Source organism: Amycolatopsis sp. NPDC051373, assembly GCF_040689465.1.
GTDB lineage: Bacteria > Actinomycetota > Actinomycetes > Mycobacteriales > Pseudonocardiaceae > Amycolatopsis.
In genome coordinates, this window is record NZ_JBFBAE010000013.1 from 159,598 (window position 1) to 173,658 (window position 14,061).

Consider the following 14,061-nt stretch of genomic DNA (forward strand, 5'->3'; position numbering starts at 1 on the left):
TGTGACCTACGTCACAGTAACAGCACGCAACCTCTCGCGATCGGCATGTTTGCGCAGGTCAGAGGGCCGTTATCTGCCCGTTTTCTGCCAGGGATATTTCACGGATCGTGAGGCTTGGATCACGTCGATAAGGCGTCAACGGTCCATTCGCGCAGCCATTGAGTCGGGCACCTTAAACCACTCAGTGCGAAGTCCGCCAGTGCTCGCCGAGTGGTTCTGTTGGGGTCCGGGAATACGCCGTGAGCGAACTACTCCGGAGAGTAGGTATTGACGAAAATGGCCGCTCACGGCGCCTTGAGCGCCGCTCGGCGTGGTCCGGACCAAATGGCCGGACAGGAGGGTTCGAGAGCCCAGTGAGCCACTGAGCCGGGTCTGACGGGGTCTCGCGAGGGTCAGCCGCCGGCGAAGGGCGGGAGTACGTCGAGTTGCGCTCCGTCACTGAGGGCGCGATTCTGATTACGGACGGCAACCTCGTTCAACAGGAAGCTCGCCGCGTCGAGGATGCGCGGCAGCGGTCCCGGATGCAGCTCGCGCACCAGGCGGACGGCGTCCGCGACGGTCGAGCCCTCGGGAAGCTTCAGCTTCTCCTCTTCCACTCCCGCCGCCGCGCGGGCGGAGGCGAAGTAGCGGACCAGCACGGTCATCGGTTCCAGGGATGGGGGTGACATGTCATCCGCCGATCGCACTCATGGGCCGGATCGGCTGCGCGAACCCGGCTTCGTTGATCTCGTGGCCCGCGAGCTTGCCCCACATCGTGGCCCGCCACGCGTCCGCCACCTCCTCATCGCGCGCGCCCGCGCGCACGAGGGCGCGCAGGTCCGTCTCGTCGTTGGAGAAGAGGCAGGAGCGCACCGCGCCGTCGGCCGTGAGCCGGGTGCGCTCGCACGCGGCGCAGAACGGCCTGGTCACCGACGCGATCACACCCACGTCGCCGGGTCCGCCGTCGACCAGCCATCGCTCGGCCGGCGCGCCGCCGCGGGCGGCCGGGAACGGCGACAGCGAGAACTCCTCGCCCAGCATGCGCAGGATCTCCTCGGCCGTGATCATTTCGCCGCGGTTCCAGCCGTGCTGCGCGTCGAGCGGCATCTGCTCGATGAACCGCAGGTGGTAGCCCTCGTCGAGGCAGAACCGCAGCAGCGACACGGCCTCGTGCTCGTTGATCCCGCGCATCAGCACGGAGTTGACCTTCACCGGCGCCAGCCCCGCGTCGCGCGCGGCGGCGAGGCCCGCCAGCACGTGGGACAGGCGGTCGCGGCGGGTGATCTGCTCGAACAGGGCGCGGTCCACGGTGTCGAGCGACACGTTGATCCGGTCCAGGCCGGCCTCGGCGAGGCGCTTCGCCCGCTTCGCGAGCCCGATCCCGTTGGTGGTCATGGAAACCCGCGGCCGAGGCTCGAGCGCGGTGATGCGCGCCACGATGTCCTCCAGACCCGGGCGCAGCAACGGCTCGCCGCCGGTCAGGCGGATGTCGGTGACGCCCAGCGTCTCGACGGCGATGCGCATCAGCCGCACCAGCTCGTCGTCGCTGAGCACCTGCTCGCCGGGCATCCAGTCGAGGCCTTCGGCGGGCATGCAGTACGTGCAGCGCAGGTTGCAGCGGTCTGTGAGCGAAACCCGCAGATCCGTGGCCACGCGGCCGAACTGGTCGAGCAGGCCCGGATGATCGGGGCGGGGCGCCGAGGGCGCGCCGGACGAACCTCGTGTACCGGGGACGCGAGGAAACCCGAGATGTACTGCCGTCATTACTCACAGCTTAACTCGTGAACGCCGGAAAAGCCGACCCGTCCTTATCCTCGGACGCTCCCGGGAACGGACTTCCGGCGGCGTGTCGTGACCTGCGCGTGACGGTCCGCGCACGGGCCGCGGCAGACGGTGCGCGCGCCGGCTCCGTGAGGACTGGCCGGAATCGACCGCACCGCCTCCGGCCTCGCGGGATGCACCGCAGAACCCCTGGTGGTGACGTGGATTACGCAGCCGCCGCGACTGTCCACACCGGCTGTGACGCGGGTCATCCGCCCGCGTGGGCGACGGTGGCCGTGGTCGGTCGCGGACGGCTCCTGGGGCTCTCCGGGTGGGCCCGGTGAAAACTTCGAGCGTTATCAGAACGCAATAATCAAGGAGTTGCACAACGAAGTGCTCGACAATTCACGTTTCACATAGCTTTTCCTCAACTGCGGCGATAATCTTCCGGTCATGCCGCAATTTCGGTTGTCCGAGGCCGCTCGGCTCCTCGGCGTCAGTGACGACACCGTCCGGCGCTGGGTCCGCGGCGGTCAGTTGACCGCGACGGACGACGCCGCCGGCCGAAAGGTCGTCGACGGTGCCCAGCTGGCGGGGTTCGCCCGCGCGCAGGCCGCCGGTCCCGAGGACCCGTCGGCAGTCGGCCGCTCCGCCCGCAACCGCTTCGTGGGGCTCGTCACCGAGGTCATCGCCGACAAGGTGATGGCCCAGGTCGAGCTGCAGTGCGGGGCGCACCGAGTGGTGTCACTGATGAGTTCAGAAGCCGTCCGCGAGCTCGGGTTGCGCCCGGGTGTGCTCGCGGTGGCCGTTGTCAAGGCGACCACCGTCGTGGTGGAGACCCCGGAAGGAAACAGATGAAGAAGCTCGCCATCGCCGTAGCGGCGGTCGCGTTGTTGGCCGGTGCGTGCAGCGCGAACGACGAGGCCAGCACCAGTCCGGGCTCCGGCGGCCCGGCGGTGCCCTCGCCCGCCGGCTCGAGCGCGACGGGCACGCTCACGGTGTTCGCCGCCGCGTCGCTCACCGAGTCGTTCAACGAGCTCGGCAAGGAGTTCGAGGCGGCGCACCCGGGTGTCACCGTCAAGTTCGACTACGAGGGCTCGTCGGCGCTCGTGCAGAAACTGGACAACGGGGCCAAGGCCGACGTGTTCGCCTCCGCCGACCAGGCCAACATGGACAAGGCCGTGCAGGGCGGCGTGATCGACGGGCAGCCGACGGTGTTCGCCACCAACAAGCTGGCGATCGCCGTGGCCAAGGGCAACCCCAAGGGCATCAAGACCTTCGCGGACCTGAACAAGGGCGGCCTGACCGTGGTCGTCTGCGCGCAGCAGGTGCCGTGCGGCTCGGCGACCAAGAAGATCGAGGACAACACCCACGTCACGCTGAAGCCGGCCAGCGAGGAGACCGACGTCAAGCAGGTGCTGGCGAAGGTGCAGTCGGGTGACGCCGACGCGGGCCTGGTCTACGTCACCGACGCGACCTCGGCCGCGGACAAGGTCGACAAGGTGGACTTCCCGGAGTCTTCCGGCGCGATCAACAGCTACCCGATCGCCGTCGTGAAGGACGCTCCGCAGGCCGCTCTGGCCAAGGAGTTCGACGACTTCGTGCTCGGCGCGCAGGGCAAGGCCGAGCTGACCAAGATCGGGTTTGGCCCGGCTCAGTAAGGGGCGACGCGGTGTGGCGGCCGAGCAACGGCCGCCGCATTCGCGGGTTCCCCTTGTTCTCTGGATCCCCGCCGTGGTGGCGCTCGCGCTCGTGGTGCTGCCCGTCGTCGGGCTGCTCGTGCGCTCGGACGTCGCCCGGTTCCCGTCTCTCCTGATCTCGGCGTCTTCGCTGGCCGCGCTCAGGCTGTCGATGATCACGGCGCTGCTCTCGACGGTGGCGTGCGTGATCCTCGGTGTGCCGCTGGCCGTGGTGCTGGCTCGTTCGCGCGTGCGCGGCACGCGGCTGCTGCGCTCGATCGTGCTGCTGCCGCTGGTGCTCCCGCCCGTGGTCGGCGGCCTCGCGCTGCTGTACCTGCTGGGACGCAAGGGTTTCCTCGGCATCCTGATCGGCGCGTTGACCGGGCAGCAGATCCCGTTCACGACCGCGGCCGTGGTGATCGCGCAGACGTTCGTGGCCATGCCGTTCCTGGTCGTGAGCCTCGAAGGGGCGCTGCGCGGCTCCGGTGACCGTTACGAGCAGGTGGCTTCGACGCTCGGCGCGCGGCCGTGGACGGTGTTCCGCCGCGTGACGCTGCCGCTGCTGCTGCCCGCACTCGGCTCCGGTGTGGTGCTCAGCTTCGCCCGCGCGCTGGGCGAGTTCGGCGCGACCATCACGTTCGCCGGTAGCCTGGAAGGCGTCACGCGGACGCTGCCGCTGGAGGTCTACACGCAGGCCGAGGTGGACGTCGACAGTGCGGTGGCGCTCGCCTTGCTGCTGATCGTGGTGGCGATCGTGGTCATCGCGGTGGCGCGGCCGCGGTCGTTCGAAGGTGGTTTCCGGTGACGCTCTCGGCTCGGATCGCGCTCTCGCGCGGCACGTTCTCCCTCGACGTCGAGTTCACCGTGCCCGAGGGAACGGTGCTGGCGTTACTCGGCCCGAACGGCTCGGGAAAGTCCACTGTGCTCGGTGGCCTGGCCGGGCTCGTGCCCGTGACGTCGGCCGACATCACGTTGTCCGGCCGCGTGCTGGCGGGGGACGAGGTGAACCTGCCGCCGCACGCGCGGGGGATCGGGTTGCTGTCGCAGGACGCGTTGCTGTTCCCGCATCTGTCCGCTTTGGACAATGTCGCTTTCGCCCCGCGTTCGGCCGGTGCGGGCAGGGTGAAGTCCCGGGAAGTGGCCCAGATGTGGCTGGCGGAGGTGGACGCGGCGGCGTTCGCGCGCCGGCGGCCCGGCCAGCTCTCGGGCGGCCAACAGCAGCGGGTGGCGATCGCGCGGGCGCTGGCTTCGGCGCCGTCGTTGCTGCTGCTCGACGAGCCGTTCGCCGCTCTCGACGTGGACGCGGCGCCCGCGATCCGCGGCCTGCTGCGGCGGGTGCTGCGCGACGGGCCGACGACGGTGCTGGTCACGCACGATCCGCTCGATGCGCTCGCGCTGGCCGACCACGTGGCCGTGATGTCGGGCGGGCGGATCGTCGAACGCGGGGCCACTCGTGAGGTGCTGGCCGCGCCACGCACGGCGTTCACGGCCCGGATCGCGGGGCTCAACCTGGTTGCGGGCGTCGCGGAGGCCGAGGGGCTGCGCACGAAGTCGGGTGACCTGGTGTCGGGGCTGCTCTCGCCGGACGCCGTGCTGGGGGAGGCCGCGGTCGCGGTGTTCGAGCCCAGCGCGGTGGCCGTGTACCCGCACGACGGCGAGCACCACGGCAGCCCGCGCAACACCGCCGAGGCCACGGTCGCGGCCCTGGAACCGCACGGGCCCGTGATCCGGCTGCGCGTGACCGGCGGCGGCTGGGCCGAGGGCCTGACCGCGGACCTGACGCCGGCGGCGGTCGCCGACCTGGAGCTGGAGCCGGGCTCGTCCGTGACGCTGTCGGTGAAGGCCGCGACGGTGGCGGTGCATCCCGCGCAAGCCTGACTGCGTTGTGCCGCAACGGAAATCCGTTGCGGGGGCAGCCTGCCGGGGTGCCGTGGTACGGTTCGCCTGTTTCGATCAAGTACCGCAGAACAGAGGACGGCGAGGGTGACAGAAGGCGGCTGGACGTACCTGAGCGACATGGACGGCGTCCTGGTTCGTGAGGAGCACCTCGTGCCGCGCGCGGACGAGTTCCTCGGCGAGCTGCGGGACAACGGTATCGGCTTCCTGGTGCTCACGAACAACTCCATCTACACCCCGCGCGACCTGCGGGCGCGGCTGCTGCGCACCGGGCTCGACGTCCCGGAGGAGTCGATCTGGACCTCCGCGCTGGCCACGGCGCAGTTCCTCGACTCGCAACGTCCGGGCGGCACGGCGTTCGTGATCGGCGAGGCCGGGCTGACCACCGCGTTGCACGAGGTCGGTTACGTGCTGACCGAACGCGATCCGGACTACGTGGTGCTGGGCGAAACCCGCACGTACAGCTTCAGTTCCATCACCAACGCCATCCGCCTGATCGACCGCGGCGCGAAGTTCATCGCCACCAACCCGGACGCGACCGGCCCGACGATGGAGGGCTCGCTGCCGGCCACCGGGTCCGTCGCGGCGCTGATCGAGAAGGCCACCGGGCGTTCGCCGTACTTTGTAGGCAAGCCGAACCCGCTGATGATGCGCTCGGCGTTGCGGCGGCTCGGTGCGCACTCGGAGTCGACGCTGATGATCGGCGACCGCATGGACACCGACATCCACGCGGGCATCGAAGCGGGGCTGCAGACGGTCCTCGTGCTCACCGGGATTTCCACTCCGGAGTCGGCCGAACGCTATCCGTACCGGCCGACGAAGGTGATCGACTCGGTCGCGGACCTGATCGGGCGAACCCTGGACCCGTTCGGCGAAGGCTGACCGGCGTGTGCGCCGGAGCAGGGCCTATCGTCGAACGATGAGCGTGTATGTGGTGGGCGACGTCCACGGGCACCGCGACGCCCTGGCCGACGCACTGCGCGCCGAGGGGCTCGTCGACAGCGACGGCAAGTGGAGCGGCGCCGAAGACCAGCTGTGGTTCCTCGGCGACTTCGTGGACCGCGGTCCCGACGGCGTCGGCGTGATCGACTTCGTGCGTTCGCTGCAGGAACAGGCGCCGGAGGCGGGCGGCTCCGTGCAGATGCTGCTGGGGAACCACGAGATCCTGCTGCTGGGGATGTACCACTTCGGCGACCGCCAAGTGCCGTCGGACTTCGGGCCGCGCAGCTTCGCGCGCAGCTGGGAGATCAACGGCGGCCTGCTGTCCGATCAGGACCGCCTGACGCCGGAACACATCGAGTGGCTTTCGGCGCGTCCGTTGGTGGCGCTGGTCGACGACCACCTGCTGATGCACTCGGACACGCTGGAGTACCTCGACTGGGGCTCGGACATCACGTCGATCAACGCGTCGGTGGGGGAAATCCTGACCGGCAGCGACATCGAGGCGTGGTGGGACGTCTGGCGCCGGATGACCACGCGCTACGCCTTCCGTGGCCCGGCCGGTGAGGAGAACGCGGACGCGTTGATGGAAGCCCTGGGCGGTTCGCGGATCGTCCACGGCCACAGCGTGATCGCCGACCAGCTGGGCATCCACCCGGCGCAGATCGAGGGGCCTTACCTGTACGCCGGCGGCAAGGCCCTGGGCATCGACGGCGGTTTGTTCGTGGGCGGCCCGTGCCTCGTGGTGCCCTTGCCGTTCACACCTGAGTCGTAGGGACGTCGACGATCTCCTTGCCCAGCGGCATGAGCGACACGGGGATCAGCTTGAAGTTCGCGATCCCCAACGGGATCCCGATGATCGTGATGCACAACGCGATGCCGGTGACCACGTGGCCGATCGCCAGCCATAGGCCGGCGAAGATGAACCAGATGATGTTGCCCAGCACCGACCCGACACCCGCGTCGCGCCGGTCGACCACCGTCCGGCCGAACGGCCACAACGCGTAGTTCGCGATCCGGAACGACGCCAGCCCGAACGGGATGGTGATGATCAGGATGCAGCACACGATGCCCGCGACGACGTAGCCCACGGCCATCCAGAATCCGCAGAGCACGAGCCAGATGATGTTCAGCAGCAGGCGCATCAGACGTGCAGCTCCCCACTCACCACGGTGACCGCCCGCCCACTGATGCGGACGCGGTCGCTGTCGAGTTCGGTTTTCACGATCCCGCCTCTTCGGGAGATCTGGTGGCCGGTCAGGTCTTTTCTGCCCAGCTTCCTGGCCCAGTAGGGCGCCAGGGCGCAGTGGGCGGACCCGGTGACGGGGTCTTCGTCGACGCCGACGCCGGGGCCGAAGAACCGGCTGACGAAGTCGGCGTTGTCGCCGCTTTCGCCGCTCGCGGTGATGATCATGCGCCCGGTCCAGGTGTTCTTGAGTTCTTGCATCGCCGGTTGTGCCTGGGCGACCTGCTCGGGCCTCTCGAGCTCGACGAACAGGTTCTCCCTGCTGCGGCCGACGTAGAGGGGCTTCACGCCCTCGTCGGCGAGGATGTGGCTGACGTCCTCTTGGGTCTCCCGCGGCTCGTCGACGGGGAAGTCCATCTCGATCCAGCCGTCTTCGTGCTTGGTGCACCGGAGGATGCCGCTGCGGGTCTCGTAGGTCTGGGTTCCGCCGAGGACCTGGGTCGCCGCGATCGTCGCGTGCCCACACAGGTCGACCTCGGTGGCCGGCGTGAACCACCGCAGGCTCGTGGTGCCCTGGCCTTTTCCCTGCTCGACGAACGCGGTTTCGGAGTGCTTCATCTCCGCCGCCACCCGCTGCATCCACGCGTCTTCCGGGGGCTCCTCCAGCACCACCACCCCGGCCGGATTCCCGGCGAACGCCTCCCCGGTGAACGCATCGACCACGTAGAACCGCATGGGGTTGACGGTACCGGGGCGGGGTGGGTGGGGGTGTCAGGGATTAACCCTGGATTTTGTGGGGTGTCGCTTTGTCGACTTGGGCGGTTCGGGCTGGAGCTGAGGTGCCTGGCTTGCTCGCTCGCCGCCCAGGCGCGCACGCCCGCGTGCGCGATGACCTGTGTGGCACCACTCGACGTCGCGGCCTCGCGTTATGCAGCGCACAGGTCGCTGCTTTGCGCCGCGGCGGCGCATGAGCTTGGCTTTGTAGGTTCGCCTTGCGGACGCCGCGGGTTCGCCGCCGCAGGGGTCATTTGTGAGGTGTCAGGCGTTGCCGCGCACCTTTCGCGCTTGATCCACACCGTCCGTTAAGCCCGCCGCGCCGCCGCAGGTCGGCGCGACTGTCGTGGGCGCCTGTGTGAGGTTCGAGTGTCGGCCCCGTCGGCTTCGGCTCTCGGTTCCGCTGTGTTCACGAGCCTGCCGCGCCTGCTCGACCGCGGCAGAAACACCACGCGGCGCCACCCGCAGGCGGCGCCGCGTGGTGTCAGCCTCTACTCACCCGCCGATGACCGGCGGTGTGATCTTCTCCCCGTCGGGCCCGCGTTCGGGCCGAACCTCGAACACCTCGTCGGGGTCTTCCTGGTTGGGGAGCTTGTTCTTGTGCTCCTTGTCGTCTTCCTTCTTCTTGCCGGCCCCAGCCGCGCCGGCCGCTCCGCCCGCACCGGCCTTTCCAGCTTTGCCCGCGTTGGCCGCCGCGGTGGCTCCGCGCTCGAGCCGCTCGCCGGCGCCCTTGCCGGACCCGGGGCCTTCGCCTTCGCCGGGCTTCGCTGTGGTTCCGCCGCCTGATACGCGGCTGCCGGCGAATCCGCCGCCGGACCGACCGCCGCCTGCCCCGGGCCGCCCGCCGCGCAGTGTCTCCTCACCCGCGCCACCGGCACCACCCGGCCCGCCCCCGCCGAACGCCAACGCGTCCGGCGAGAGCCGCCCGAAGCCGCCGCCACCCGTGGGCGGCGGGACCCCTCCACCACCTGTGCCACCGGGCCCACCGAAGGTCCCGGCACCAGTGCTGGACCCCGCGCCGGGCGGGGTGAACGCGTTGCCGTTGAAGCCGGCCGCCCCACCACCGGGGCCACCACCGCCGGGCGCACCTCCACCAGTCGTGCCGAAACTGCCGGCCCCGCTGTTCAACGCGCTGGAGTGACCGAGCCCGGCGCCGGGCTGGGCGCTGCTGGCGTGCGTGCTGTCGTCCCCACCCCCGATGGGCGGCGGAGCCGAGAACTGTGGCTGAGTCGTGGACGTCTCGTGGTACGTGTTGTCCAGCCCCTGCATCACCTGCACCGCCTGCTGATGCGCGGCGTCCGCCTGCCGCTGCTTGGCGGCGATGTCACTCATCGTCTGCGCGGCGGCCGCAGGATCCGCGACGCTCAACTGCTGCGTGGCCTTGTCCATCTCGGCCTGCTGGTTGAACTTCACGGGCTCCGGCATGTTCGTCTGCGCATGCCCAGCCGCGGCGGCCTGCTGCGAGTAGCGATTGGAGCTCAGCTGCGCGGCGTTCGCGGTGTTCGCCGCGTAGGTCGCGGTGTTCTGGAAGAAGTTGTGGGCCTGCGACGCGCCCGAGCCCTGCCACTCGATCTGGCTGGAGTTGGCCGCGTCGTTGATTGAGTTGGACACGGCGGCCAGCCAGTTGCCGAGGTCGTTGGCGACTCGCCCGCGGGCGTCGAGGTCGCCGGGGTCCATGTTCGTGTGGACCATGTCGTAAAGCTGCTGGTGATCGTGTGCCGCGTAGTTCGCATTGGGAGCGGGGGCGTCGCCGCGGGTCGCTTGGCCTTGCAGCAGCTGATCACCCTGGGTGACCGAGTAGTTCGACGCCGCCTGACCGGTGCGCTGGTCGACCGAGTCGCGAATGTTCTGCTGGTCCTCGGCGCCGAAACGACCAGGCGCAGCTTTTTTCGAGAGGTCTGCGTGAGTCTGGCTGTAGTAGTCGGCTTCGTATTCGCGGGGTTGGGCGCGTTCGCTCATGAGTCCGCCTTGCCGATGCCGGAGAAGGTCTGGGCGTGCTCGCTGTCGGCCGCACGGTAGTTGGCCTTCGCGATCTTCAGCGCGTCCTGGACCTGGAGGATGCTCTTCCTGAGCAGTTCGAGGTTGGGGATCAACGACTGCTCGTCACCATTCGCGATCTTGATGTTGAAGTCGGCGACTTGATTCGCGTAGTCGCTAGAACCCATCTTCGCGCGTGTTGCGAGCGTGCCGAACTTCACCGCCATGCCGCCGTAGCCATCGATGAATTCGTTGCACACGCGGTTGTATGCGTCGAACCCTGCCTCGTTGATCGCGAAGCCGCCCTGCTCGGCCAGCGCCTTGAACTTGGTCGCGTTGTCGTTGAGGCGTTTGACCCCCTCCGTGTCGAGAGGGTTGACGACGAGGTCCGGTATAGCTTCCTGTGTCGGGTCGCCGCTCGCTGGGACGGGCGACCCTTCGAAATTGGACGCGCTTGTCATCGCTAAGTCACCCTCCCGGACACGCTACGTGCTCCCCCGCCCACTCTAGATGGAGGGTCGCGGGCTGTCAGCGAGTTCCGGACAACCGCCTGGTCACGTGTTCTTTGGGAGCAGGAGCTCCACTGCTTCTGCGACCTTCCGAGTTTGAATGCACGCTTGGTCTGTGTCGGTTGACGTGAGCGCCCCGAACACGATTGCCCGAGATTTTGGCTTGACTTCGATGCTGACGGCACAGGTGCCGGCTTGGTGATTGGTCTCGAGCTGGAGGACCGCTAGCCGGTCGCGCACGTGGCCGGTCTGGGTCGAGGCAGGATTGGCAAAGTTGGTGTCGTAGCTCTGGCCGTCTTGCAAGTCCAGGCCGAAGGTGCCGGCGCCGGGTTTCGTGGTGTCGCAAGCGTGCTCCAGATCGGCGCTCGACGGAGCGGAAGCTGGGAATCCTTGCGCGGCGAGTGCCTGGTCCAACGTCTTGCAAGGGCTCATACCCGCAAGCGGCGTGTTCGACGGCGACCCCGTCGCGCTGCTCGTCCGCGGGCTGCCTGAAGTCGCAGGTGACGGGTTGCCTCCGACCGAGCCGTCGCACGCGGTGAGCGCGAACGTGAGGGTGGCGAGACAGGCGAGTGTTAAAAGGCCACGAGACGGTCCAGTCACTTGGTGAACACTACGGGTAGACGTGTAGTGCCCGCGAGAAGATGCCTGAATTGGCCCGCCCGAACATCAACATCAAGTCGACAAGGCGACTCAGCGAATGCCTTCCTCAATCGTCTCGAACAGCCACCTACGCAGGTGAGACCCATCGGAGGGCACGAATCGCAGTCGGAAGCCGCCGTCACGGAGAGGTTCCGAGAAGGTGACGTACCGGCCCCCATCCGTGTCCACGAAGGTGGCCGTCGACACCGGGCGCAGGACGCCGTGGCGGGGGCGCAGGGACAGTTCCACTGTGCCGTGGCGGTGGATTGGCCACTGAGAGTAAGCGCCCAACGCGTCCCGATCGCGGCGAGAAGGAGCCGAGGTGAAATCTCGGTCCGAAAAGTCCGAATCATCCGACGAGGCAGATGAATGCCGAGCTGGCGCCTGCGTAAGCGAAACAGGAGCCACCGGCAGCGGCGGATAAGCCGGGAACATGCTCAACACCGTCTCCACCAGCCGATCCGGCCGGGTCTGCAAGAACCGGATCCCGTCGGCCTCAGAGGACGAAAACACCCCCAGCCCCTCACCGACACAAGCCCGGTACAACACCGTCCCCGAAGGAAGCTCCGCGGCACGCACGATGATCAGCACCTCAGGCCGCGTCCAAGCCTGCAAGGTGGCCAGAACGTCATGGTCCAGCTTGTCGGAGACAGCCAACCCCCGAGAACGCAGCGCGTCCCAAGCCTCATCCGACAGGCGCGCGTGGTCGGAAAGAGTCAGGCCCGGGCTGCGGATCTCGAAGGGATGCCACGAAGCCGGCAGGCCGCTCCGGCGGACGGCGACGTCGACTTCGGTCCAGCTCAGGGAGAACTCCTCCGGCACGGCCCAACCCCAACCCCTCGTGAAACGAACCCGCACCGAGCGTAGCGGAAGGTGGGTTTCCGGCCGGGTGGTCGTCGAACCGTGGGGTTCCTAGACTCGCGGGTGTCGACGAAGACCCCACCGGGAGGCAACCATGCCCGACGCGCCCGCCCTGCCCAGTTACGCCTCCGGGACGTCCGACGTCCCCCTGCTGGGTGACACCATCGGGGACAACCTCGACCGCACCGTGGCCGCGTTCCCCGAGCGCGACGCGATGGTGGACCGCGCGGCCGGCACGAAGTGGTCGTATGCCGACCTCAGGAAAGACGTCGACCAGCTCGCGCACGGGCTCGTCGCCACCGGGATCGGCAAGGGGGACCGCGTCGGGATCTGGTCGCCGAATCGCGCGGAGTGGACGCTCCTCCAGTACGCGACGGCCAAGATCGGCGCGATCCTCGTCAACATCAACCCCGCGTATCGGTCGCACGAGCTCGAATACGTGCTCAACCAGTCCGGCGTGCGGATGCTGGTCGCGGCGGACAAGTTCAAGACGTCGGACTACGCGGCGATGGTGGAGCAGGTCCGGCCGAACTGCGCGGGGCTCGAGTTCGTGGTGCTGTTGGGCACCGACGCCTGGACGGACCTCATGGCCAAGGGCGAGGGTGGCGACCCGGCCAAGCTGAGCGCACTCCAGCAGAACCTGAGCGCCGACGACCCCATCAACATCCAGTACACCTCCGGCACCACGGGCTTCCCCAAGGGCGCCACGCTGTCCCACCACAACATCCTCAACAACGGCTACTTCGTCGGCGAGCTCTGCAACTACACCGAAGAAGACCGCGTGTGCATCCCCGTGCCGTTCTACCACTGCTTCGGCATGGTGATGGGCAACCTTGCGTGCACCAGCCACGGCGCGTGCATGGTGATCCCGGCGCCGGCGTTCGACCCGCGCGCGACGTTGGAGGCCGTGGAGGCGGAGCGGTGCACGTCGCTGTACGGAGTACCGACGATGTTCATCGCGGAGCTGAACCACCCGGACTTCGGCGAGTTCGACCTGTCGTCGCTGCGCACCGGGATCATGGCGGGCTCGCCTTGCCCGGTCGAGGTGATGAAGCAGGTGATCGACCGGATGGGCATGACGGAAGTGTCGATCTGCTACGGCATGACGGAAACCTCGCCGGTCTCCACGCAGACGCGCGCGGACGATTCAGTGGAGCGCCGCGTGTCCACGGTCGGCCGCGTCGGGCCGCACCTCGAGTCCAAAGTGGTGGATCCCGAGACGGGCCTCACCGTGCCGCGCGGCGTGCCCGGCGAGCTCTGCACGCGCGGTTACTCCGTGATGCTCGGTTACTGGGAACAGCCCGACAAGACGGCCGAGGCGATCGACGCCGCGCGCTGGATGCACACCGGCGACCTCGCCGTGATGGACGAGGCCGGCTACCTCAACATCACCGGCCGCATCAAGGACATGGTAATCCGCGGCGGCGAGAACGTGTACCCGCGCGAGATCGAGGAGTTCCTCTACACGCACCCGGACGTGCTCGACGCACAGGTCATCGGCGTGCCCGACGTCAAGTACGGCGAAGAGCTCATGGCCTGGATCCAGATGCGCGAGGGCGCGCGGCCGCTCACCGCCGAGGCCGTGCGCGAGTTCTCGCAGGGCAAGCTGGCGCACTACAAGATCCCGCGCTACGTCCACATCGTCGACGGGTTCCCGATGACCGTGACGGGCAAGGTGCGCAAGGTCGAGATGCGCGAGCAGTCCGTGACGCTGCTGGGCCTCGAAGACGCTGCTTCGGCGAAACACGCATAGGGCAGGCAACCGGACAACAGAGTCGCGCGCGTTCCCCCTCCCTCGGAGACCGACGGAGGGGGAACAACGTGAGGGTCAGTCGAAGAGCGTTCGTCGCGGGGGTGGCGG

The 14,061-nt window shown here is 68.5% G+C and carries 15 protein-coding genes; 7 read left to right on the plus strand and 8 right to left on the minus strand.

Going from position 1 to position 14,061, the window contains the following annotated elements; all coding sequences use genetic code 11:
- Nucleotides 1-392 precede the first annotated feature (392 nt).
- Complete coding sequence (locus AB0383_RS25195; protein ID WP_220244621.1) at nucleotides 393-644, minus strand: MoaD/ThiS family protein; 252 nt, start codon at nucleotides 642-644, stop codon at nucleotides 393-395.
- Nucleotides 645-669: 25 nt separating this feature from the next.
- Nucleotides 670-1,743, minus strand: a complete 1,074-nt coding sequence (gene moaA / locus AB0383_RS25200; RefSeq protein WP_364180298.1) for a GTP 3',8-cyclase MoaA — start codon at nucleotides 1,741-1,743, stop codon at nucleotides 670-672.
- 450 nt (nucleotides 1,744-2,193) lie between these two features.
- Between moaA and AB0383_RS25205 the strand changes: the two genes are divergently transcribed.
- The 6 genes from AB0383_RS25205 to AB0383_RS25230 all read left to right on the plus strand — a co-directional run bounded on the left by AB0383_RS25205 (nucleotide 2,194) and on the right by AB0383_RS25230 (nucleotide 7,029).
- On the plus strand, nucleotides 2,194-2,598 hold the full coding sequence (locus AB0383_RS25205) for a TOBE domain-containing protein (RefSeq protein WP_364180300.1): 405 nt from the start codon (nucleotides 2,194-2,196) through the stop codon (nucleotides 2,596-2,598).
- Nucleotides 2,595-3,401, plus strand: a complete 807-nt coding sequence (modA, locus tag AB0383_RS25210) for a molybdate ABC transporter substrate-binding protein (protein WP_366188699.1) — start codon at nucleotides 2,595-2,597, stop codon at nucleotides 3,399-3,401. The genes AB0383_RS25205 and modA overlap by 4 nt, the downstream gene beginning before the upstream one ends.
- Before the next feature lie 13 nt (nucleotides 3,402-3,414).
- Entirely contained in the window at nucleotides 3,415-4,224 is an 810-nt protein-coding gene (locus AB0383_RS25215) for an ABC transporter permease (RefSeq protein WP_364180304.1), read from the plus strand.
- Nucleotides 4,221-5,297, plus strand: a complete 1,077-nt coding sequence (locus tag AB0383_RS25220; RefSeq protein ID WP_366188700.1) for an ABC transporter ATP-binding protein — start codon at nucleotides 4,221-4,223, stop codon at nucleotides 5,295-5,297. The genes AB0383_RS25215 and AB0383_RS25220 overlap by 4 nt, the downstream gene beginning before the upstream one ends.
- 105 nt (nucleotides 5,298-5,402) lie before the next feature.
- Nucleotides 5,403-6,197, plus strand: coding sequence for an HAD-IIA family hydrolase (locus tag AB0383_RS25225; protein ID WP_364180308.1), 795 nt, complete (start codon nucleotides 5,403-5,405; stop codon nucleotides 6,195-6,197).
- 37 nt (nucleotides 6,198-6,234) lie between these two features.
- Complete coding sequence (locus tag AB0383_RS25230; protein ID WP_364180310.1) at nucleotides 6,235-7,029, plus strand: metallophosphoesterase family protein; 795 nt, start codon at nucleotides 6,235-6,237, stop codon at nucleotides 7,027-7,029.
- Here AB0383_RS25230 and AB0383_RS25235 read toward each other — a convergent pair.
- From AB0383_RS25235 to AB0383_RS25260, 6 genes are all read right to left on the minus strand, one after another.
- Complete coding sequence (locus AB0383_RS25235; protein WP_364180311.1) at nucleotides 7,013-7,399, minus strand: YccF domain-containing protein; 387 nt, start codon at nucleotides 7,397-7,399, stop codon at nucleotides 7,013-7,015. The genes AB0383_RS25230 and AB0383_RS25235 overlap by 17 nt on opposite strands.
- Complete coding sequence (locus AB0383_RS25240; protein ID WP_366188701.1) at nucleotides 7,399-8,175, minus strand: PhzF family phenazine biosynthesis protein; 777 nt, start codon at nucleotides 8,173-8,175, stop codon at nucleotides 7,399-7,401. Before AB0383_RS25240 ends, AB0383_RS25235 begins: the two co-directional genes overlap by 1 nt.
- Nucleotides 8,176-8,709: 534 nt before the next feature.
- Nucleotides 8,710-10,173, minus strand: coding sequence for a hypothetical protein (locus AB0383_RS25245; RefSeq protein ID WP_366188702.1), 1,464 nt, complete (start codon nucleotides 10,171-10,173; stop codon nucleotides 8,710-8,712).
- Nucleotides 10,170-10,652, minus strand: coding sequence for a hypothetical protein (locus AB0383_RS25250; RefSeq protein ID WP_366188703.1), 483 nt, complete (start codon nucleotides 10,650-10,652; stop codon nucleotides 10,170-10,172). Before AB0383_RS25250 ends, AB0383_RS25245 begins: the two co-directional genes overlap by 4 nt.
- Nucleotides 10,653-10,745: 93 nt before the next feature.
- Nucleotides 10,746-11,114, minus strand: coding sequence for a hypothetical protein (locus tag AB0383_RS25255; protein WP_366188704.1), 369 nt, complete (start codon nucleotides 11,112-11,114; stop codon nucleotides 10,746-10,748).
- A 276-nt stretch (nucleotides 11,115-11,390) separates the two neighbouring features.
- On the minus strand, nucleotides 11,391-12,161 hold the full coding sequence (locus tag AB0383_RS25260; RefSeq protein WP_366188705.1) for an ESX secretion-associated protein EspG: 771 nt from the start codon (nucleotides 12,159-12,161) through the stop codon (nucleotides 11,391-11,393).
- 133 nt (nucleotides 12,162-12,294) lie between these two features.
- Between AB0383_RS25260 and AB0383_RS25265 the strand changes: the two genes are divergently transcribed.
- Entirely contained in the window at nucleotides 12,295-13,953 is a 1,659-nt protein-coding gene (locus tag AB0383_RS25265; protein WP_364180324.1) for an AMP-binding protein, read from the plus strand.
- Nucleotides 13,954-14,061: the final 108 nt, after the last annotated feature.